Raw genomic sequence first — 22,642 nt, 5'->3', positions numbered from 1 at the left:
CTTCCTCTCTCAATATCCGCTTAACTGTTTTGTTTAATCGTTTCGACAGTCGTTTTGTCGCAAGCTTTCACTAAATGAACGAGCAATTCTTTTGCTGCCGCATAATCGTCCGTATGAATAATCGAAGCCGCCGTGTGAATGTATCGAGAACAAATTCCGATGACGGCACTTGGCACGCCCTCATTGGATAAATGGACTTGACCGGCATCCGTTCCGCCTTGGGAAACAAAATATTGATAGGGCACGTTGTGAGTTTCCGCCATATCCAAAATGAATTCACGCATTCCGCGATGTGTCACCATCGTACGGTCGAAAATACGCAACAACGTTCCCTTTCCCAACTGGCCAAATTCGTTTTTATTGCCACTCGCATCATTCGCAGGACTTGCATCCAACGCAAAGAACAAGTCTGGATTGATCATGCGGGCAGCGGTCTGTGCACCGCGCAAACCAACTTCTTCCATGACAGTTGCACCGGAATAAAGAGTATTCGGCAGCGTGTCGTTTTTCACTTCCTGCAGCAATTCCACCGCTAGCCCGCAGCCGTATCGATTATCCCAGGCTTTCGCCATAATTTTTTTCGGATTTGCCATTGGTGTGAACGGACAAATCGGCAAAATCTGCTGTCCAGGACGGATTCCAAAACTTTCTGCATCTGCCTTATCATCTGCACCGACATCGATTAGCATATTTTTAATATCCATTGGTTTTGCTCGTGCTTCATCACTCAATAAATGTGGAGGGATTGAACCAATGACACCTGTTACAGTATCTTTGGTCGTAATAATTTGCACTCGTTGCGCAAGCAGCACTTGATTCCACCAGCCGCCTAATGGCTGAAAACGAAGCATTCCGTTGTCCGTGATGCCTGTCACCATGAAGCCGACTTCATCCATATGTCCGGCTACCATGATTTTCGGCTGCCCCTCTTTACCGTTTCGGACACCAAACACGCCGCCCAGACCGTCTTGAATGATCTCGTCTGAATTTGTTTTAAGTTGTTCACGCATAAAAGCCCGGACACGATGTTCATTTCCTGGAGCGCCGGGAAGTTCTGTCAATGTGCGAAATAAATCCAAAGTTTCTTTTTTCATGCAAATCCCTCACTTTTTTTACGATCTACCTGCATTATATCGAGATGGCAAACAGATGAAAACTATTTAGGTTCCTCATTTTCTTTAATTAGATGATTAAAAATATGCTGAATGGATAAAAAGGAAAGACATTTGAATCGCCATGCTCTTTTAATCTATGGTACACTATAAGAAAAGATTTGCGAAGGAGGCTGCAATTGGCCATGAGAGTAAAAGAATTTTTAGCTGGCATTTTAACTGGTGTTGCTGCAGGAGTAGTAGTAAATGAAGCATTCAACAAATTAAATGAAGAAGTACCTGCTGACAACGTTCTTAAAAAAGTGAAAGAAGCTTTTAAAGAGGAAGGTCCAATTGACGGTTCTTGGATCGTAATGAAACCAGAACCTTATACAAATCACGTAATTTCTATGGAGGTCTACCGTGGAGGAGTTTCTCGTATGAAAGACGGAAGACTGGAACAATATGAATTTGCTGCGGATGCGAAGACAGGTACTGTCGTGGAATTAGTTCGCCAATAATCTATATACAAATAACAGGTAAGGACACGGAGACTGAGTAACTCATCTTACGTGTCCTTTTTCATTTCTTGTTTTATGTCGATATTGTATGTTAGGTGCAGCGAGACTTTAGTGAGTTCCAATTCTTTTCTCGCTTGACCACACGAGAAAAAGCTGTCACCGAAAGTGATTTCTACTTTCAGGACAGCTTCATTTTTTCATTTTATCGAGTACGCGGAACGCTCTCTACGATTTGCTTTCCATCCTCGCTGAACTTTGCCATACGGAACACAGCATCGTGATAGAAAATAAATCCATAGTTATTTGGAAGCGCTTCCTTCATGAGGCGCTCTTTTGCGAAAATGGAGTCCATCGGGTAGTCATCATAAGCAAGTACCCACAGTGGATTAGAATGCGCATGTGTCGGCATGATATCCGCCATGTGAATAAGTGTTTCGCCTTGCTGTTCCAACTTGATCACACTATGGCCGTCACTATGACCGCCTGTATGGATCATTTTAATACCTGGCAATACTTCCAGCTCATCTTCAAATGTCTCCACTTGATCTTGGATCGGCTCCCAGTTCTCCGGCCAATACGTGTTGCGTGAACGAATATTCGGCTCTCTCATTTCGTCCCATTCCACTTTAGATGTGTAGATTGTAGCATTCGAAAACACAGAGACGAGTCGGTCGCCTTTCCATTGTGTCAGGCCTGCCGCATGGTCGTTGTGTAAATGCGTCATCAGCACGATGTCGATATCTTCTGGTGTCAAGCCGAGCTCTTCTAAACTTTCTTCTACTCTAGTTTCAGCACGGACACCCAAGTTTCTTTTCTTCTTTTCATCCAGTTTCCCCTTGCCGATCCCTGAATCAATCAATAAATTCTTGCCTTGGTACTGTATTAAGATCGGATCCGTCCGCAATTCGATTAAGTTGTTTTCATCGGGTTCGTAGCGTCTTGACCACAACGCTTTCGGTACGACACCGAACATCGCACCTCCATCCAAATAGTTCACTCCACCGTCTAACCATGTTAGTTTCATGTCATGAAAAGTTAATTGATCCATAATAATTCCTCCCTACCTTCCGAATTAACATCCCGCCCGCCATCATGGATTTCCGCGAGGAGACCTCGCGGAATAGCCTATATTTTCTTTCTGATTGGATACTCGGCTTCCAAGCGATAGATCGGTTGTCCTTTGCTTGAGAACTTTTCTTCGTACTCCGTTAATATATTGTCTTCCGGCATGTTCGCGTGTAAATCTAAGGAAACAGACAGTAATTTCATGCCGTAATCTGTCATGGACACTAAAGAGTATTCGAAGAGCGAACGATTATCTGTCTTAAAGTGAATTTCTCCACCCGGCTTCAGAATACCTTCATATTTTTGTAAAAACTTCGCATGAGTCAGCCGACGCTTCTCATGGCGTGTTTTCGGCCATGGATCGGAAAAATTTAAATACACTCGATCGATTTCAGCATCCGCAAAAATATTTTCTAAATCTTCACCATTGGCACGTAATAAACGCAGATTGGACGGTTTGCCTGCCTCGATTGCTTTCTCCAATGCCGAAACGATGACATTATCAAAATGTTCGATGCCGATATAGTTGATGGAAGGATTGGCAAGCGCCATGCCAATGATAAATTGACCTTTTCCTGTCCCTACTTCAATATGGATCGGCTGCGGGTTTCCGAACTCCTCCGCCCAATGACTTTTCTTGCCTTCAGAATCCATGATCAACATCTCAGGATGCTCTGCCATAAAATCTTTCGCCCATGGTTTGTTTCGTAAACGCATAATCAGTACACTCTCACTTTTTCTTTAAATTCTTTTATTCTTCGCCTGGCTCTTCCGGATCAAATAACCGGCTCATTGCAGTCGTTTGTGCATGTTCCAAAATCGCTTGTGCCGCCTTGAATTGTGTATGCTTCATCGGACTTGGGTTGTTACTGAGTCGCTCCAGCCACTCATCGTATGTTTTTTTATCTATTGACGTGATTTCATTCGGGTTTCCAGGATAATCGATATAGCCATTTCTCGTGAGGATTAATTTCTTGATAGGCAACTCCAAATTCGCAGCCGTGAAAAATGATGAAACAACTTTCTCCATCCGATTCAGTGCAATGGTTGGATTCAACACTTTTACTTCATTCTCACCGAACTTCTTCAGCCAGAATCGATCACCGCTGCTGATATAAGCAGCCATCCGCTCATCTTCCAGTGCCGTGATGCAATAGCAGGCAGTTGGTGTCAGCAATAAAATATCCAGTTCAATTGGAGCTTTATTCACTTTGACGATCGGATAATAGAACAGCAAAAAACTATCAGGTAAGCGCTGCGTCAACTCTTTCAATAAGGGATCGGAGAAAAACCTCGGATCTACTCGTGAACGATCATACAGTGTGGAACTCGCCCATTTTAATTGGAACTGAAATAATTGATTCGTATACGATTTTTTCAGTTGTTCAATAGTAGAAGGCCGGTCGGAGATAGCGGCCTGGAATGCCAAATCCGTTTCCGTACCTTCTTCTTTCCCAACGTTCGGTTCTTCCTCTTCAAATTCCTCATCTCGCCGCTTCCGCCATTTCTTGAAGAGAAGAGAATACCATTTCGCATCTTCTCGTGGATCCTCTTCAATCGTAGCGGCCTGTTCTTCAAAAAGATTAAAACCATGTTCCCATTGGTTTTTAATCCGTTTCCATTGATAACGCTTTAGACGGATGAATTGTGTCGGATAGCGTGTCAAATCATTCTCATAGCGCGAAACATAGTCGACTAGCTTAACTAGTTGAGCCATTTGAATCCCTTTCCGAAGCATGTCCAGCAGCTACTAATGCAGGTATCTGCTCATCGAATAATTTCTGCAACTGTCGAGTGAGCGGGCCTGGTATACCTTCGCCGATTGGCTGACGATCAATGGTCACGACCGGTGTGATTTCTGCGTTCGTAGATGTAAAGAAAAATTCGTCCATTGCCAACGCTTCAGCTAATGTAAATTCCTTCTCTTGGACAGGTATTGAAAGTTCGGACGCTAACTGAAGAACAACGCGACGAGTAATGCCATTCAGGATAAAGTTATTGGCCGGGTGCGTATGTAGGATACCGTCTTTAATGCCGAATACATTAGAAGCTGAACCTTCCCGGACAACTCCGTCGCGCACAAACAATGCTTCCTGACAACCTTGTTCCACCGCTTCTTGCTTAGCCAAAACATTACCGAGTAAATTCAAGCTCTTAATATCACAACGAAGCCAGCGCATGTCTTCCACTGACTTCATGGCAGCCCCCTTGTCCAACTGTTCAAGCGGTCGTGGATTCTCAACTGTATAGCCTGTTAAGACAGGAGACACGCTATGATCTGGAAATTGATGGACGCGTGGAGCTATCCCGCGTGTCACTTGCAAATAAATATGACCTACCGATAACTCATTTTCTTGCAACAACCGTTCTGCAATTCCAACCAGCTGTTCCAAAGTGTACGGTAAGGTCAAACGAATTTTGGCAGCACTTTCAAGCAGTCGCTCCATATGTTCCTCTGCTGTATACAGTACGCCATCATACACTTTTATCACTTCGTAAACGCCGTCGCCAAAAACATAGCCACGATCATTCATTGATAGATTCATCTGTTCTTCCTGCAGGTATTCTCCATCTTTAAAGTAGATCATACGTCCGTCACCTCTTCTATTATAGAACCTAAAAACAACCATGATAGGCTGCCGTTTCCTCTGACTCTATTTTCCCACGTTTAGTGAATAAAATAAAGGGAAACTATCTTATTGGAGTTTGTTAAAGAGTGAAGCAAAAATATGTGCGATTTATGAAAAAATAAGTTATAATCATATTGTCAGAACATTTCACATACTATTCTGGCATAACTACTCAAAAGGAGCGGATCAGGACAGGTAATTTCAGAGAATACCCAACAGTCTTCGTTTGCTATGTTGGTGTGAAAATATGAAGATGAAGGAGTGGTTTCTTCGATGAACCCAGCTACCGATCGCATGTTAATTCGTATCAAAGATGTCTATTTGTTCATTCGGGATAACGGTACAGTAACGACTGAAGATGTGGCGGAGGAATTCAATATTTCCTCACGTACGGCTCAGCGGGACCTTAACGTTTTGGAGTACAACGAATTGATCAAGAACTCAGTCCGCGGCGAATGGACGACGACGTCCAAGAAAGTGAAATTAACTTCCTGATTCAGCATCCTATATACAGTTGTCTATACAGCGGAAAAGGCTGACGCATTCTTGCATCAGCCTTTTCGCTTGGAACTATCCAATTTCAGCAATTCCTGCAGCTCCACGTCTGTCAGCTCCCGGTATTCCCCTAACTGCAAATTGCCGTCTAACTTTAAGGGACCCATCGTCAGCCGTTTGAGATAAACTACTTTTTTTCCTACCGACTCAAACATCCGCTTTACTTGATGAAACTTCCCTTCCGTAATCGTAAGTTCAATTTCGGAAATTTCGCCGGAATGAAGTATATTCAAAAATCCCGGCTTTGTTTCATACCCATCATCGAGCACGACACCTTTAGAAAATTCATTTACATCCTCTTCTGTGACACATCCCGATACTTTGGCAAAATACGTCTTCGGCACTTCTTTTTTTGGTGCCAATAAACTATGTGCCAACTGTCCGTCATTGGTCAGCAATAACAAACCTTCTGTGTCTTTATCCAATCGACCGACAGGAAACGGCTGAAAATGCCGTTCTTCAGCTCCTAGTAAATCCACTACAGTGCGATCACGGGAATCTTCCGTTGCAGATAGAACACCAGGCGGTTTATTCAACATAAGATAAATGAATTCCTTGTAAACAACTTCCTCGCCAAGTAATGAAACCGCATCTTTGTCGGGATCCACATGCTGGGCAGGATTTTTCATCACCGCCCCGTTCACGCGAATCATTCCTTTTTTCAATAACTGACGTACTTCTTTCCGAGAACCATACCCCGTATTCGATAATAATTTATCAAGCCTCATTCGTCACCCTCCAAATCCAATGCGCTGCGCAATCCGCGTCAGCCGTTCACCGAATAATCGTTGTGCAAGTCCTGACTTGAATGACAGGAACCCGTAAATCGCCATACCGACCCCTGTTCCGATAAGTACATAAAGCAATGCCTGCCAGCGACCTACCGGCACATGCAATGCGTTCAGCCCTTTAGTAGTCAACCATACGCCGGCAAACATGATCGCATTAAAGATTAAGATAAGAACCAATCGTCTGATGACCATCTGCGACTTATAATTCAACGCCTTCTTAATGACCAGTAAATTGATGCCAACCGCTACTGAATAACCAATTGCAGTAGCGAGAATCGCACCATTTGTTTCGAACAATTTAATTAGCGGTATATTGATGATCATTTTCACAAGTAAACCAAGTAAAGACGTAAAGACAATCCATTTATGATGATCGATACCTTGTAAAATTGCCGCTGTTACCGTGAACATTGCAAACAGGATGGCGACTGGAGCGTAAGACGCCAGTACACCTGCACCTGCTGCGTCCTGTTCATATAAAAACTGATAAACTTCATTGTTCAAAACGATCAGCCCGATAACCATCGGGATCGTTAGAAATAACATGATTTGATAGGTTTGGTCCAATGACCGGCTTACTCCTTGCTGATCATTCTTTGTGTAATAGCTCGTGATAATGGAAATGAGCGCCATCGAAAACCCAGTCGCCACCATGACAGGAATCATCACAACTTTATGCGTCAAGAAGTTCAGCTTCGTCAAATACAAATCTGACACGCTTGCCAGCCCAATCGATTTCATTGCATCATTGAACGTAACCATATCGACAAATTGATAAATCGGATTAATGGTGCCGACAAGAACAAACGGCAAAACGTAAGCGAATACTTCTGTATAGATTTGACGGAGTGATACAGAACTCGCCGGAGGACTGTTAGTCAATAAATAATTGAATTCATCACGATACTTTTTCCAGTAATGATACAAACTCCACAAACCCGCAAGCGCACCAATAAACGCGGCAAAGACCGCAAATTGGACAGCTATCCTAGGAGATAATCCCAGTACGTTCACAACAATAAAAGCACCTGCAAGAACAACAACAATCCGGACGATCTGTTCAATTAATTGAGATACAGAAGTTGGTTCGAACTTTTGATAGCCTTGCAAAAATCCGCGCCCAATACTGAGTAACGGAACGGCAAGCAATGCAAAGCTGACCCAGCGGATGACTGAGGCGATATCTTGCACCGTGAAAATTTGTTCATCATCTCTTATCACGAGGCCAGCGATAGGATTCGCTAAGGCGAACAAAGCGAGAAACGACAGTAAACCTGTCAAAGACATGACGAGCATGCCTGACTTCATCAACTTTCGCCCTGTCGCATAATCCCCGAGCGCGTTATATTTCGAAACGAACTTCGAGATTGCAAGCGGTGCCCCCGAAACTGCCACCGCAAGTGCTAGGTTATAAGGTATGTATGCATATTGATAGAGACCGACACTTTTTTCACCGACTATTGCATAAAATGGGATAACATAAAGCAGCCCAAGTGCCTTTGACAAAAATAAGCCAATCGTTAAAATGGCTGTGCCTTTAATTAAATTCGATGCCATGATTGATTCCTTCCATTTCTCAAGAGATACTTATATAGTTTACCCCTCGGCACGTGTTTGTACAATCTTTAACTGCAAGCGACATGGTGTATAATGAATTCAAAACGAATGAAAGCGTGGTTCTACTATGTATGATGTAATTGTGATCGGCGGCGGCCCTTCTGGCTTAATGGCTTCTATTGCAGCGGCCGAACAAAACAAACGTGTATTGTTGCTTGAAAAGGGGCGTAAGCTCGGTAATAAACTGGCCATTTCTGGAGGTGGCCGCTGCAACGTCACTAACCGCCTATCTCAAGAAGAAATAATCAAGCACATCCCGGGTAACGGAAAATTTCTCTACGGACCATTCTCCGTCTTTAATAACCAAGACATCATCCAGTATTTCGAAGGTTTAGGTGTGCCTTTGAAAGAAGAAGATCACGGTCGTATGTTCCCTGTTTCCAATAAAGCGAAAGATGTCGTCAATGCCTTATTGAATCAAATGGATAAATTTGAAGTGGAAGTGCGTTTAGAATGCCGTGTTCAGAAATTGCTGATGAATGACGAAAAGATTCTTGGTGTCCGATTGGATGACGGCGAAGAACTGCAGGCCAACGCAGTCGTCGTAGCAGTCGGTGGCAAAGCAGTTCCCCAAACAGGCAGTACAGGAGACGGCTATCCTTGGGCTGAACGCGCCGGACATACTGTAACAGAACTTTACCCGACAGAAGTTCCTTTATTGTCAAAAGAACCATTCATCGTCTCAAAGGAATTGCAAGGTCTCGCGCTGCGTGATGTCAATGTGTCGGTGCTGAATAAAAAAGGTAAAACGCTTGTTTCGCATCAAATGGACATGCTTTTCACCCATTTCGGATTGAGCGGGCCTGCGATATTGCGCTGTAGCCAATTTGTCGTCAAGGAACAAATGAAAAACGGCAAACAACCGGTGTTGCTACAAATCGACTCTATACCCGATCAGCATGAGGAACAGCTCATGCAATCCATTACAAAGGTTTTGAAGGATGAGTCTAAAAAGCAAGTGAAGACTTCTTTAAAAGGGCTTGTACCTGAGCGCTGGCTTTTATTTTTACTACAAAAAGCTGAGATCGCTGAAACTGAAATCGGCGCAGATATTCCCAAGGAAGCTATTCGCAAGCTCGCTCATTTGCTCAAGACATTTCCTGTTCACGTTACCGGGACACAACCTATCGAGAAAGCATTCGTCACAGGCGGCGGTGTGTCTGTGAAAGAAATCGAACCAAAGACGATGGCTTCACGAAAAAAGTCCGGTCTCTTTTTCTGCGGAGAGATTCTTGATATACACGGTTACACGGGCGGATATAATATTACCGCTGCGCTTGTTACAGGCAGATTAGCTGGTATAAATGCAGGGATGCTGTGAAAACATTGTGTTGTATGAGCGCGGAGTGAAGGTTTATGAGCGGTAAAAAACTTTTATGAGCGTGAATCGAAGAGGTATGATCATGTATCGATGCAGTATGAGCGACTTTCCCAAAAGTATGAGCGCTTGCCCACAATTTATGATCGCGACCATCTTTTCAATCAAAATAAGCCGGTCAGAGAAAAATATTCTCTGACCGGCTTTTAAACATTTTATTAACCAGCGACTATATTTACTAGACGTCCAGGAATCGCAATAATTTTTTTCAATTCCTTACCTTCCATCCACTGTTTTACATCTTCGTTCGCTAGTGCAACTTGCTCTAGCTCTTCTTTCGTACTATCCTTCGACACATTGATTTTCGCACGGATTTTACCGTTGATCTGTACCGCTACTTCTACCGTGTCATCAGACAATTTCGTTTCATCATACGTCGGCCATTGTGCATAAGCTACTGTCTCCGTATGACCGAGTTTCACCCATAGCTCTTCTGCCAAATGCGGCGTAATCGGTGAAATCAATAAAACGAATCCTTCGATATACGCTTTCGGTAATTTATCCGCTTTATAGCACTCATTGATGAAGACCATCATCTGAGAAATCGCCGTATTATTGCGCATGCCTTCGAAATCTTCGGTTACTTTCTTGACTGTCTGATTGTATACTTTCTCAAGCGGTCCGCCTGTTTCTTCCGTAAGCTTATCCGTCAACGTATCATCTTCATTGACCAGTAAGCGCCAAATTCGGTCTAGGAAACGACGGGATCCGTCCAAACCGTTTGTCGACCATTCCTTCGAAGCATCAAGAGGTCCCATGAACATTTCATAAAGACGCAGCGTATCTGCACCGTGAGAATGAACGATATCATCCGGGTTGATGACGTTACCTAAAGACTTGGACATTTTCACATGACCTTCCCCTAGTATCATCCCTTGGTTGAAGAGTTTTTGGAACGGCTCTTTCGTCTGAACCACGCCGATATCATACAGCACTTTATGCCAGAAACGCGCGTACAATAAATGCAGAACCGCGTGCTCTGCTCCTCCTACGTAAATATCCACCGGCAGCCAGCGCTCTGCTAATTCCGGATCAATAATCATTTCATCATTGTTCGGATCGATATAACGCAAGTAGTACCAGCAGCTACCTGCCCATTGCGGCATCGTATTCGTTTCACGACGACCTTTCATACCTGTTTTTGGATCTACCACATTGACCCATTCTTCAATATTCGCTAGTGGCGACTCGCCAGTGCCGCTCGGCTTGATATTCTGTGTAACCGGAAGCATCAATGGCAATTCCGACTCATCCACTGTCGTCATCGTGCCGTCTTCCCAATGAATGACAGGGATCGGCTCGCCCCAGTAGCGTTGACGAGAGAACAACCAGTCACGCAGACGATACGTAATTTTGCGTTCGCCAGTTCCTTGTTCTTCGAACCATTCAATCGACTTTGCAATCGCTTCTTCTTTTCCTAAACCATTCAAGAAATCAGAATTGACATGCTCACCTTCACCTGCATAGGCTTCTTCGTCAATATTCCCGCCTGCTACAACTTCGACAATCGGTAAATCAAATGTTTTTGCGAATTCGTAATCCCGCTCGTCGTGCGCTGGAACCGCCATGATTGCACCTGTTCCGTACGTCGCCAAAACGTAATCCGCAATCCAGATTGGCATTTTCTCGCCACTTGCCGGATTAATCGCATACGCACCTGTGAAGACGCCTGTTTTATCTTTCGCTAAATCCGTACGCTCCAGATCACTCTTTGATTTCACATTGTCGATGTACTGTTCCACTGCCTCACGCTGCGCATCCGTCGTAATCTCTTGTACTAATTTATGCTCAGGTGCCAAAACTGCATACGTTGCACCAAAAATCGTATCCGGACGTGTTGTGAACGCATCAAATGAATGTTCCGTGTCGGCAATTTGGAATGTTAACTGTGCACCTTCTGAACGACCGATCCAGTTGCGCTGCATATCTTTCAGGCTTTCAGGCCAATCAAGGTCATCTAAATCTTCAAGAAGACGATCCGCATATTCAGTAATACGCAAAACCCACTGGCGCATCGGACGGCGTTCAACCGGGTGATTTCCTCGTTCGGACAGTCCATCGATGACTTCTTCATTTGCAAGCACAGTTCCTAATGCAGGACACCAGTTGACCGGAACTTCATCGATATACGCAAGGCCTCGCTTATACAGCTGAATGAAAATCCATTGTGTCCATTTGTAATAGCTCGGGTCCGTTGTATTGATTTCACGGTCCCAGTCATAAGAAAATCCAAGTTCTTGCATTTGACGCTTGAATGTCGCAATATTTTTCGCAGTGAATTCCGCAGGGTCATTTCCTGTATCGATCGCATATTGCTCCGCAGGCAAACCGAACGCATCCCAGCCCATTGGGTGTAACACATTGTAGCCTTGCTTACGTTTAAATGCGCTCAAAATATCTGTCGCAATATAGCCTAGCGGATGCCCGACATGCAACCCCGCGCCGGACGGATACGGAAACATATCCAATGCGTAAAATTTCGGCTTGGATGGATCATTGATCATTTTATACGTCTTGTTGTCATCCCAATACTTCTGCCATTTTTCTTCGATTTGCACGTGATTATAACTCATCTGAAAATTCCTCCAATTCAAATAGAAAAGGCTCTCGTCCCTTTGCACAGGGACGAGAGCCTATATAGCTTCCCGCGGTACCACCCAAATTAACGGATTTCTCCGTCCAACTTGATTCCTTAACGCGGATCACGGTATCAGTTACATCTCTTCACTAATACAGACTCCTAGGCGAGTTCGATCTACGTTACTACAGACTTGCACCTGCCGTCTGCTCTCTTAAAATAAGCGGTAGAACTACTATTCCTGATCAAAGCCAACATTATTTTCTTCAGTTTACCCGAAACCCTGATTGAATACAAGCCTTCCCTGTTGCTTTTTGTCGTATACATACAGATTGTTGTATGATTTATTCGCTTGCTACGTGGTACAATGTCTGTTGTAAAGGAGCTGGATACGATGAACCAACCAACTTTTCCGTTCCCGAGTGAAGGGAAACGGTATCATACATGGTCTCGACATTTAAAAGATACATTTGGATGTAAAATTGCGAAAGTAGCACTGGATGCGGGGTTTGACTGTCCGAACCGCGATGGAACTGTCGCGCATGGAGGCTGTACATTTTGCAGCGTTGCAGGTTCTGGTGATTTCGCCGGAGACCGCGTCGATCCAATCGAAGTGCAATTTAAAGAAATCAAGGAACGCTCGCAAAGAAAATGGAAAGACGCAAAATATATGGCGTATTTCCAAGCGTATACGAACACCCACGCTCCCCTTCCTGTATTGAAAGAGAAATTTGAAGCTGCCCTCGCACAAGAAGGAGTCGTTGCGCTTTCCATCGCAACTCGTCCGGATTGCCTCCCCGATGACGTAGTTGAATATTTGGCGGAACTCAATCAGCGTACCTATTTATGGCTCGAACTCGGTTTACAGACGGTTCATGAATCCACTGCAAAACTAGTCAATCGAGCGCATGATTTCGAGTGCTATAAAGAAGGTGTCGATAAACTTCGGAAACATGGCATCCGCATTTGCAGCCATATTATTAACGGCTTGCCGGGTGAAACGGAAGAAATGATGATGGAAACTGCGCAGGCAGTTGCAAAGCTTGACGTTCAGGGAATTAAAATTCATTTGCTTCATTTGTTGAAAGGTACTCCTATGGTCAAACAATATGAAAAAGGCAAATTGGAATTCCTGACAAAAGAAGCGTATATAAACCTTGTCGCAGATCAGCTGGAAATCATGCCTCCTGAGATGATTGTACATCGGATTACTGGAGACGGACCGATTGATTTATTGATTGGACCGATGTGGAGCGTAACCAAATGGGAAGTGCTGAATGGCATTGACGCGGAATTGGAAAGACGGAACAGCTGGCAAGGGAAAAAGTATGTGCAAGAGGTGAACTTGAAGTGACGGACATTATTTTGCATCGTGTCCTGCCTGTAGCAAAGCGGCTCATTTCAGAACGCGTGCAACCGGGCGAAATGGTGGTCGACGCAACAGCAGGCAACGGAAACGATACACTGTTTCTGGCTGAGCTTGTCGGAGACTCCGGAAAGGTATTTGCGTTTGATATCCAACAGCAGGCACTGGATACGACGCGTCAACATCTTGGCGATTTAGCAGGCCGGACTTCTTTAGTTCTCGATAGTCACGCGAACGTCCGCCAGTATGTAAGCGGCGAAATCGGCGGTGCCATGTTTAATTTAGGCTATCTGCCTTATAGTGAAGACCAAAGCATCATTACAAAGCCTTCTTCAACCATTGCAGCGATGGATGCTTTGCTTGGCTTACTAAAAAAAACGGGCATCATCACGATTACCGTGTATGACGGACATGAAGGTGGCAGCGAAGAACGCGATGCGCTGCTCGAATATGTCAAGACGCTGCATCAAGGAGATGTCCATGCCATCCGCTACGAATTGCTGAATCAACGCAGAAACCCACCTTTTTTGATTGCGCTGGAAAAAATGAAGGATTTTAAAGAGGTTCGCAATGTAGCTATAGAATGAAGTTGAAACCCCGCTGCAGCTTGGATTCTTCAAGTTGCCGTGGGGTTTCTTTTCTAATTAGTTGAAGTGACGAATATCTGCAATTGTTTCTGTTTCAATGAAATTCGTTTTGTTAATAAACTTCAATAATTTACTCGCAGTCTCTGCCGCAGAACTTAGTTGTCCTTGTTCTTTATACGCAATGAATTTCTCTAAATGAGGAAATTGTTCTTCTGAAGAAGATCGGATGGTCTCTTGCATGCCCGTATCAATAATTCCAGGCGCGATCGATACAATACCTACTGGGTTCTCTGACTGCTGTTGTTCTAATGCAACGACTCGCGAGAAGTGATCAAGCCCCGCTTTCGTTGTGCAATAAATGCTCCACCCTTCATAAGCATTGCGACCAGCGCCGGATGAAATATTCAAGACCTTTTTCTCTCCCGAAAAATCTACTAAAGTGGCGATAAATGTATTGATCAAATGAATAGGAGCAGTCAGATTTACTTTCACTGCTTTCTCAATTTCTTCCGAATCCAATGAACCAACCATATCAATCGGATCGATCACACCCGCGTTATTGATTAAGGTGAAAGATTTAGCCTCGTCCATATGGCGATGGATGATTGTTTTCACTATGTTTGACGTTTTCCCAAAATCCGTAATATCCACTTCCTCCATACGTTGCAAGCGGTCTGGATTCGTGCGTGCTAGACCGTAAACCATTGCACCGGATTCAGTAAATTGTTTATACAGTTCTTGTCCAATTCCTTTTGATGCACCCGTAATAATGATAATTTCCATTTTTTCTACCTCTTTCCAAATTGTTTCTCTGCAGATCAATGTGCGATACTCTTCAATTTGCCCTTATAAAGTTTTATCGGGCAGTTCAAAAAACAGAATCCAACAATAGAGTAAAACAGCTGCGATGATGAGGATCAGTAAAATCAGCTGACGTTTATTCATTCTGTCACGCCCCTTAATTAATTCAACTAACTAATTGTATGTTCACTATAGCACAATGAACTGACTGGCAAAAACAGCCCGTCATCCAAGGTTCACTTGAATGCGGGCTATTCGATAGGGATTAAGTATGTGATACAAACTTATGCGCTCCACCATTTTTAATGCGCAATAAATCAGCAAGTGTCTTAATTCCTTGACGGTCGAGTTTCTTTAGCAATTCAGTGAACACATGCGCTGTCGTTAAGGCATCGCCTAGTGCGCGATGCCGTTCAAAAATTTCCGTACCAAAAATCCGCGCATAATCTTCCAAATCTTGCTGCTCGCTTGCTGGATCTAAAAAGCGGATGAGATGCATCGTATCGAACGAAGTAGGCGTTTCAAAGGTACATTTCTGTCTGCTTAATTCTTTTTTTATGACCATTTCATCAAAACTAACATGGTGACCTACCCAGCCACCACTTTTATTCTTTTCGATGAATGTGAAATATTTTTCAATGGCCGGTAAAGGCAAAGGAGCTTCATCCACTTGTGCTTGCTGTATATTGGTTAATTTTTTGATTGCAGTCGGAATCTCTCTTGAAGGATTGACGAATGTTTGAAATACTCGATCCGTCACATGAAACCCCTCCACTTGAACCGCGCCGATTTCTATCATCCTGTCGTCTGCTCCTATCGCAAAGCCAGTTGTTTCGGTGTCGAATACTGTAAAGCTCATATCTTGTAAAGGCGTGTTTAAGTGAAGAGATTGCTGTAGCTCATAGGTTAATTTTTTCTTTTTCCAGAACATGATCTTGCCTCCCCTCCCTATATAGTACATTACGCACGTGTTTAGTACAGGGATCTTCATCTAAATCATCTTATAATTTTGATAATAAGTGCGATTGAAGAGCTCTTACAGTATCTAAGGTGGTTCGTAATTCATTCAGTTCCCAACGGCGTAACTTTCGCAAATCAATTTCTGTGGAGATTTTCTCATTTCGTAAATGTTTTTCCCATGACATCGAAATACGAATGCTCAATGAAATTTCATAAGCATGGCGCACTTCTTCTGCAAAATCTTTTGTGATTTTTTTCTTTTTATGCAAAGCTGAAATAATTTCTAAAGGCGTCGCGTTAATGATACCGTTGTTGACACCTAAAATCTGCAAACAATGATGCAGAGGAAACAACGCATGCTTTTTAATATCAATAATATCTGCCTTGCTGCGCCCTTTAAAAATCGTCAGGAAATTCTGATGGAGCTGAGGAATCGGTTTTTCTCTCTCCTGCTGAGCCATGTAATAGATGAACGTGGAAGACTTCCTCAATTGTTCTTTCACCATTAGAACAAAACGGTCATTCACCGATGACTCTCCATATAGGAAACGGAATGATAGAAAGTTATAACCCAATAAAATTTGTTCAGGCGTCGACTGCAAAGCCCATTTTCGCAGACGCTCTCTCCAATCATTCATCGTACCGCGCCATTGAGTCTCGCTCGCCATCATAAACCCTTTACATCTAGTATACCCGGCTTGTTCCAAATGAACGACAATCTCATTCCCTAGAATTTCAAAATAACTTTCGACTCGCTGTGCTTCAGTTGAAGAAACATCTTCATATACTAAAAAATGATCCTGATCGGTGAGCATGAACTGTTCTCCCCGTGCCCCGCTCCCCATTTGATACCAAGCAAACGGCACTGGCGGTGAACCTTTCCCCTGGTCTTCCAGTGATTTAACAGCTAGCATTACACAATGTTTAGCTAAACGATCATAGAATTTCGTGATGATTTCTAAAGTATGAATGGTAGAAATTTCATCGTGAATCAAATTCGAAAGAACATCATAAATCGCCGCTTTCACGATTGGCAAATTTTCAAATGAAGATTCTTCAATCGTACGCAAAATATTCATGGAATTACGGTCACGTTTCATGATTAACGTAGCAAACGTAACGATTCCTACAGGCTTTCCAGCTTTCACAACCGGCAAATGCTTGATTCCGTGTTTGTAGAACTTTGTCAATGCCTCATAATAATAATCTGTCAAACGAACAGTGTGAGGTTTCTTCGTCATAATATCTTTGGCTGCTAGATCCATCGGAGAGCCTCCACCCGCTATTACACGTTCCACTAGATCTTTTTCAGTAACGATGCCGATAAGTTTGCCTATTTGATCTACCACAATAATTGAGCTGATGGAGTTATTAATCATCAGCTCCGCTATTTCCTTCGTTCTTGCATCAGCATCAATCGTAATGACAGGACTGCTCATGAAGTCCTGTACACGGCGCACATAAGGCTCACTTTCACCATACTCATCAGCTAAACGAACCTGCTCTCCTAGGGAGGTATATACGTTGGCTAGACGCAAAGACATCTTACGCAGAACGAAATCGCGTACGTTCTGATCATCCATTCGCTGCTTTATTACTTCATACGGAATCTGAAGACAGATTGCATTTTCCGCCACTTCCATATCAATGTGATGTTTATCCAGCGGCCGATCCATTTCACCTAAGTAGTAAGCAAAATTAGAAAAACCGATTATCTCGTCTTCTTGAATCACTTCCAACAGGACAGAGCTTCCGTCTTGTCCTTCAATATGAACTTCTGCAGTTCCTTGCAAAATGATCAATAGTCCTTCTTGTGGTGTTTTAAAGTAGTTCTCTTTCTCGGCATTTTCATATATTTTTAGTTTACACTCTAGCAATAACTTGTCGAATTCTTCTTCTGTTGTGTTTTCAAATAATGGGCTCTGATGAATTTTTTCATATAACGCACGATCTTTTATCGTCTGCAGCACTCCAAAACCTCCTTCACAAATTAACGGTTCATGAACAATTTATTATTCGGGGTTCCCTGACAGTACATAAAAATAGCCTCCCCTTCTGAGTAACTAGTAGAAGGGGAAGCATTTCTTAAAACTATCTTACAAATAATTAATTATCAAGCTCTCTGTAGCCAGTTTCTGCTTTGAAGCGTACTTCGGCGTACGAAGTTTCGAGCTCTTCGTGACGCTTTGCACTTAGAACTGTACCTAGCCACGCACCAATGAAACCTGCTGGAACAGAGAAAATTGTAGGAAGTGGATACGGGAAGATTGGCTCTCCTGTAAACAATGCAGCTCCCTCAACAGGGTTCCATACACTCGGACTCATTGCCACAAGTACCAGCGCCACGATAAGCCCTGATAACATGGATACGACAGCACCCGTTGTATTAAAACGCTTCCAATAGATTGTCAAAAGAATTGTCGGCACGTTAGCAGAGGCTGCAATACAGAAAGCCAGTGATACTAGGAACGCAACGTTCAGTTTTTCAGCGCCTAGTGCAAGAATGATAGAGAACACACCGATCGCGATGGAAGCCCAACGCGCAGCGTTAACTTGCTCTTTCTCTGTCACTTTACCATTTTTGAAAATTTGACCATACAGATCATGAGCGATTGCAGATGCACCTGAAAGAACGAGACCTGCAACTACCGCTAGAATTGTTGCAAATGCAACTGCTGCAACAAAGGATTCAAGGGCATTACCACCAAGAACTCCGGCGAGCATAGGCGCTGCCATATTTCCGGCGGCATTTTCCGCGATGATCGCATCTGCCCCAACGAACTTGGCAGCTCCGAAGCCAAGGAAAATTGTAAGTATATAGAAAAGACCAATAATCCAAACTGAATAAATAACAGAAGAACGCGCTGTTTTCGCATCTTTAACTGTAAAGAAACGCATAAGGATATGCGGAAGACCCGCTGTACCTAAAACAAGGGCCATTAATACAGATATTAGACCAATTGTATCCTTATAGACAACCCCTGAGTGAAGGAATGCTTCCCCATGTGGCGTTGCATTTCTCATTGCATCAAACATACCAATGAAGTTGAAGTTGAACTTCATAAGTACAAGGAACGAGATAATAATTGTACCTGCCATTAGTAGCATCGCTTTAACAATCTGTACCCAGCTTGTTGCAGTCATTCCGCCGAATAAAACGTAAATCAACATCATCGTTCCAACAAGTAGAACTGATCCCGCATATGGGATACCAAAGAGTAATTTAATAAGAGCTCCAGCACCAACTAATTGTGCAAGCATGTAAAACATAACAATTGTAATTGTATTTAATGCAGCCGCTCCACGAACTTTTTTAGCACCGAAGCGAGCACCGATCATATCGGCCATTGTAAACTTACCTAAGTTTCGTAGTGGTTCTGCGATTAGAAATAGTACAACTAGGTAGGCTGTCAGCCAACCAATACTATAGTAGAAGCCATCGAAGCCGTTAAGTGAAATCGCACCCGCGATACCAAGGAAAGAGGCTGCTGATAAGTAGTCACCGGCAATTGCCATACCATTTTGCCAACCAGTCAATGATCCGCCGGCTGTGTAAAAGTCACTCGCTGTGGTCGTTTGCTTTGCCGCCCACCATGTAATAAAAAGTGTCAGTGCAATGACTGAGAAGAATATTAGTGCAGAAATAAAATCCATTTTCATCAACAGAACCCCCTTATTTTAAGACGTTTTTCTCTATTATCTTATCTACTTCAACGTCAAAGTGTTTCGCTTTTGTCATATAAATAGATGTGAATATCCATACCATGAAAAACATAGAAAACGCATACACCCATGTCCATGTCATATAGCCTATTGCTCTTGTTTCTAGGATCGTAGTATAACCAGTTAAGAGTGGAAGAAGGAAGGTCGCTGCAAAGAAGGCTACGACATAAGGAGTTGCAAAGTTCTTTTTCCTTCTCACCAAACCTTTAAAGTCTTCAGTTTGGACAAGTCGCTCATAGTCTAATGTAGTTTTCGATTGATTACTCATTTGTTAATCCCCTTTCTATTTTTCTATTTTATCTAGCAAAGTGAAGCGATTTAACCAATCTCCTCCGTTCCTCTGAAACCGCTTTCATCATTAGCCTGTCTAGTTAATATGTCACAGCGGAATAAACAGGTTATTTGTTATAGTACACATGTAAACAATACCAAACATTTACTTAATTTGCAATACCTTTTTTCGAAGATTTGTAAAATTAAATCTACTGAGATAAGCAAGTTAATATACTCATTAATCTATCAAATGCAAGTGAAAGTTACAAGAACATTTTTTATCACTCGCTATTTTTTAAGTTTTCTAAATAAACGTGCCCTTTTTTCGATTTTATTCAACCTTAACAAGTTTTCTCTGTTAAATAACAGCTAAAAGATGTAGTATATTGTATATCATCTCCATTTAGATTGCGATCCGTCAAAATAGACTGAAAAAAGAGAAAGATGGTGTAAGAAATTGCCTATACCAACTAATCATGAACAACCTATCCGTAAGACAGCAAAGGAAAACGCATTTAGTCAATTACAAAAGTGGATTATCGATGGAACTCTCCAGCCCGGTGAAAAACTGAATGATGTTGAACTTGCAGAAGCACTCGGTGTCAGCCGCACGCCGATCCGTGAATCACTGCAACTCTTAGAGGTTCAGGGATTCGTACAAATGTTTCCTGGAAAAGCGACGCAAGTAACCGAGGTAGATCGCGAGACCATCTCAGACTTATTGCCTCCGCTCGCTGCTTTACAAGCTTTATCAGCTGAACTTTCGATACCGAATCTCACTGACAATATCATTAAGAAACTGCGGGATACGAATAAACGTTTTGCACGGGCAGTAGAAAAGGAAGATTATTTTCAGGCATTGAAAATCGATGAAAAATTCCATCAAATCATTGTGGATACGGCTGAAAACCCATATATTTCTTCAATGCTCGTCTCCTTACAGGCCCATGTACGAAGACTATTTTTCCATAACTCCATCATATTAACTTCCCAATCAATTACGGAACACGAACAAATAATTGATCTGATGAGTGCACGAGACGGAGAACAAGTAACAAAAGTTATGCGAGAAAATTGGCTACGCGCAATCGAAGAGTTTCATTCTGTTAAGAGAGTCAATTCATAAAGTAATACTATTTCCAATCAAATATTTTTTAGTTCTTCAAAAAACAGGACCCGAGATAAGTTCGGATCCTGTTTTAATTTTATTATTTTTTGTTGGTAATAAAGACCATAGTCCCGGTAATGACCGCTACGATCAATACGGGCACTAGCCAACCAATCCCCTGCTCATAATATGGGATGTATTTTATATACGCATCATTAATTACTTCTAGCCACTTAGGCATCTGTTTCTCAACCAGTGAATAGAATTTCACGAGCGCTTCCACAAAGCTGACCAGAAAAGCTGTAACTGTGGCGATCCGGTATACTATCTTGGCTTGTCGGAATAAAGGCCCTGTAAAAGTCAGCAAGATCAGTACCATAGCCAGTGGGTAAAGCAATACGAGCACAGGTAGTGAGTAATTGATAATGTTTTCTAAACCAAAATTCGCAACGACTAAACAAAATGTCGAAAAGAAAATTACAAATGATTTATAGCTAATCGCCGGGATAATTGAATGAAAGTATTCACCACATGCTGTTATTAATCCGATCGCTGTAGTCAAACATGCAAGCATGATTACTACACCGAGCAACACCAGACCAATCGAACCGAAGAAATGAGACGCCGTCTGACTCAAGACCGGTCCTCCCCCATTCAGTTGGCCGAATAATTCGACCGACGTAGCACCAAGGTAAGCGATACCGAGATAAATAATAGCCAAAAATCCAGCTGCCACAAAGCCGGTCTTCATAGTGGAAGTCAGAATTTGTTTTTTATTCGTTATACCCATCGCATGCAACGCTTTAATCACAATAATTCCAAAAACAAGCGACGCCAATGCATCCATCGTATTGTATCCTTCGAGGAAACCTTTAAAGAACGGAGACTCTATGTATGGATCTTGAGGAGCTTGGATTGTTCCCATCGGCTTGATGAGAGTCATCGCAATTAAACCAATCAACAATATAATGATAAGAGGTGATAGATATTTACCGACCCTATCAACGATTTTTGCAGGATTCATTGATAACCACATGCTAATGCCAAAAAACACCAAAGTAAATAGCAATCTGGCCAAATCAATAGAAAATCCACCCAGGAACGGAGCAACTCCAATATCAAATGCTACTGCTCCAGTACGTGGTGCAGCAAAAAACGGACCGATGGTTAAGTACAATATTGAAGTGAATAGTACCGCGTAGATAGGGTGAATCCGGCTTGCCAAGTCCTGTAAATCTTTCTTCCCTGAAAAACCTATCGCTAATATTCCTAAAAAAGGTAAACCAACACCTGTAAATAAAAAGCCCAGCATTGCTTTCCATGTGTGAGTTCCTGAAAGCTGACCAAGTTCAGCGGGGAAAATTAAATTGCCTGCCCCAAAAAATAAAGCGAACAGCATAACCCCGATAACGAGACTTGATGAAAATGATAATTTTTTCTCCATTTGAATAAAAATCCTCCTACTAACGACAGTACTTTTCTGTATGCAATATATTACTCTTCCTAAACCAGAAAATCAACAGAGTGATAAATCGTTTAATTATTGAATTTATTGCTAACTCACTGACTATTTAGTTGTATCCGTGATATACCTGCCT

At 42.7% G+C, this 22,642-nt stretch carries 20 protein-coding genes and 1 other annotated feature; of the genes, 6 read left to right on the top strand and 14 right to left on the bottom strand.

The genetic code is table 11. The features are described 5' to 3' along the window. Positions 1-20: 20 nt before the first annotated feature. Complete coding sequence (locus H7J92_RS07785; protein WP_009497714.1) at positions 21-1,094, bottom strand: M42 family metallopeptidase; 1,074 nt, start codon at positions 1,092-1,094, stop codon at positions 21-23. 203 nt (positions 1,095-1,297) lie between these two features. On the opposite strand from H7J92_RS07785, the gene H7J92_RS07780 reads away from it, so the two are divergent. Then, positions 1,298-1,612, top strand: a complete 315-nt coding sequence (locus tag H7J92_RS07780; protein ID WP_009497715.1) for a PepSY domain-containing protein — start codon at positions 1,298-1,300, stop codon at positions 1,610-1,612. 202 nt (positions 1,613-1,814) lie between these two features. On the opposite strand, the gene H7J92_RS07775 is transcribed toward H7J92_RS07780, so the two are convergent. The 4 genes from H7J92_RS07775 to dat form a co-directional block, all read right to left on the bottom strand. Continuing rightward, positions 1,815-2,660, bottom strand: coding sequence for a YtnP family quorum-quenching lactonase (locus tag H7J92_RS07775; protein ID WP_221836365.1), 846 nt, complete (start codon positions 2,658-2,660; stop codon positions 1,815-1,817). A gap of 77 nt (positions 2,661-2,737) precedes the next feature. Continuing rightward, positions 2,738-3,394: a tRNA (guanosine(46)-N7)-methyltransferase TrmB gene (gene trmB / locus H7J92_RS07770; protein ID WP_221836363.1), complete on the bottom strand. Its 657-nt coding sequence runs from the start codon at positions 3,392-3,394 to the stop codon at positions 2,738-2,740. 34 nt (positions 3,395-3,428) lie between these two features. After that, positions 3,429-4,394, bottom strand: a complete 966-nt coding sequence (locus H7J92_RS07765; protein ID WP_221836361.1) for an NERD domain-containing protein — start codon at positions 4,392-4,394, stop codon at positions 3,429-3,431. After that, positions 4,378-5,265 (bottom strand): D-amino-acid transaminase, encoded by an 888-nt coding sequence (gene dat, locus H7J92_RS07760; RefSeq protein ID WP_221836359.1) that lies wholly within the window; start codon positions 5,263-5,265, stop codon positions 4,378-4,380. Before dat ends, H7J92_RS07765 begins: the two co-directional genes overlap by 17 nt. Before the next feature lie 315 nt (positions 5,266-5,580). On the opposite strand from dat, the gene H7J92_RS07755 reads away from it, so the two are divergent. Next, positions 5,581-5,802: a DeoR family transcriptional regulator gene (locus H7J92_RS07755; protein ID WP_009497720.1), complete on the top strand. Its 222-nt coding sequence runs from the start codon at positions 5,581-5,583 to the stop codon at positions 5,800-5,802. A gap of 56 nt (positions 5,803-5,858) precedes the next feature. Here H7J92_RS07755 and H7J92_RS07750 read toward each other — a convergent pair whose 3' ends face one another. Together H7J92_RS07750 and H7J92_RS07745 are read right to left on the bottom strand one after the other, a co-directional pair. Beyond that, positions 5,859-6,590, bottom strand: a complete 732-nt coding sequence (locus tag H7J92_RS07750) for a pseudouridine synthase (RefSeq protein ID WP_221836356.1) — start codon at positions 6,588-6,590, stop codon at positions 5,859-5,861. 3 nt (positions 6,591-6,593) lie between these two features. Then, entirely contained in the window at positions 6,594-8,210 is a 1,617-nt protein-coding gene (locus H7J92_RS07745) for a putative polysaccharide biosynthesis protein (protein WP_221836352.1), read from the bottom strand. Positions 8,211-8,337: 127 nt separating this feature from the next. Between H7J92_RS07745 and H7J92_RS07740 the strand changes: the two genes are divergently transcribed. Beyond that, positions 8,338-9,591 carry a BaiN/RdsA family NAD(P)/FAD-dependent oxidoreductase gene (locus H7J92_RS07740; RefSeq protein WP_009497723.1) on the top strand — a complete coding sequence of 418 codons (1,254 nt, stop codon included), beginning with the start codon at positions 8,338-8,340 and terminating at the stop codon, positions 9,589-9,591. Positions 9,592-9,806: 215 nt separating this feature from the next. On the opposite strand, the gene leuS is transcribed toward H7J92_RS07740, so the two are convergent. Beyond that, positions 9,807-12,221, bottom strand: a complete 2,415-nt coding sequence (gene leuS, locus H7J92_RS07735) for a leucine--tRNA ligase (RefSeq protein ID WP_078816939.1) — start codon at positions 12,219-12,221, stop codon at positions 9,807-9,809. Between the two features lie 45 nt (positions 12,222-12,266). Then, positions 12,267-12,484: a binding site (T-box leader), on the bottom strand. A gap of 136 nt (positions 12,485-12,620) precedes the next feature. On the opposite strand from leuS, the gene mnmL reads away from it, so the two are divergent. After that, positions 12,621-13,580 carry a tRNA modification radical SAM protein MnmL/YtqA gene (gene mnmL / locus H7J92_RS07730; protein ID WP_221836350.1) on the top strand — a complete coding sequence of 320 codons (960 nt, stop codon included), beginning with the start codon at positions 12,621-12,623 and terminating at the stop codon, positions 13,578-13,580. A gap of 5 nt (positions 13,581-13,585) precedes the next feature. Beyond that, positions 13,586-14,179, top strand: coding sequence for a tRNA 5-(aminomethyl)-2-thiouridylate-methyltransferase MnmM (gene mnmM, locus H7J92_RS07725; protein WP_343228084.1), 594 nt, complete (start codon positions 13,586-13,588; stop codon positions 14,177-14,179). A gap of 57 nt (positions 14,180-14,236) precedes the next feature. On the opposite strand, the gene H7J92_RS07720 is transcribed toward mnmM, so the two are convergent. From H7J92_RS07720 to H7J92_RS07700, 5 genes are all read right to left on the bottom strand, one after another. Then, complete coding sequence (locus H7J92_RS07720) at positions 14,237-14,962, bottom strand: SDR family NAD(P)-dependent oxidoreductase (protein WP_221836347.1); 726 nt, start codon at positions 14,960-14,962, stop codon at positions 14,237-14,239. A gap of 283 nt (positions 14,963-15,245) precedes the next feature. Further along, on the bottom strand, positions 15,246-15,911 hold the full coding sequence (locus tag H7J92_RS07715; protein WP_245799441.1) for a 3'-5' exonuclease: 666 nt from the start codon (positions 15,909-15,911) through the stop codon (positions 15,246-15,248). A 70-nt stretch (positions 15,912-15,981) separates the two neighbouring features. After that, positions 15,982-17,910 (bottom strand): DUF294 nucleotidyltransferase-like domain-containing protein, encoded by a 1,929-nt coding sequence (locus H7J92_RS07710; protein WP_221836346.1) that lies wholly within the window; start codon positions 17,908-17,910, stop codon positions 15,982-15,984. A 136-nt stretch (positions 17,911-18,046) separates the two neighbouring features. Further along, entirely contained in the window at positions 18,047-19,594 is a 1,548-nt protein-coding gene (locus H7J92_RS07705) for a solute symporter family protein (RefSeq protein ID WP_176132496.1), read from the bottom strand. A gap of 19 nt (positions 19,595-19,613) precedes the next feature. After that, the gene (locus H7J92_RS07700) at positions 19,614-19,931 is read right to left on the bottom strand and encodes a DUF485 domain-containing protein (RefSeq protein ID WP_009497736.1); all 318 of its coding nucleotides are present in this window, start codon (positions 19,929-19,931) and stop codon (positions 19,614-19,616) included. A gap of 462 nt (positions 19,932-20,393) precedes the next feature. Between H7J92_RS07700 and H7J92_RS07695 the strand changes: the two genes are divergently transcribed. Continuing rightward, positions 20,394-21,062, top strand: coding sequence for a GntR family transcriptional regulator (locus H7J92_RS07695; RefSeq protein ID WP_221836345.1), 669 nt, complete (start codon positions 20,394-20,396; stop codon positions 21,060-21,062). Between the two features lie 82 nt (positions 21,063-21,144). On the opposite strand, the gene brnQ is transcribed toward H7J92_RS07695, so the two are convergent. Further along, entirely contained in the window at positions 21,145-22,488 is a 1,344-nt protein-coding gene (gene brnQ, locus H7J92_RS07690) for a branched-chain amino acid transport system II carrier protein (RefSeq protein ID WP_221836344.1), read from the bottom strand. Positions 22,489-22,642: the final 154 nt, after the last annotated feature.

The organism is Sporosarcina aquimarina, assembly GCF_019748715.1.
GTDB lineage: Bacteria > Bacillota > Bacilli > Bacillales_A > Planococcaceae > Sporosarcina > Sporosarcina newyorkensis.
Note: the sequence above shows the minus strand (reverse complement) of the source record. Positions and strands in the feature narration are given on the sequence as shown.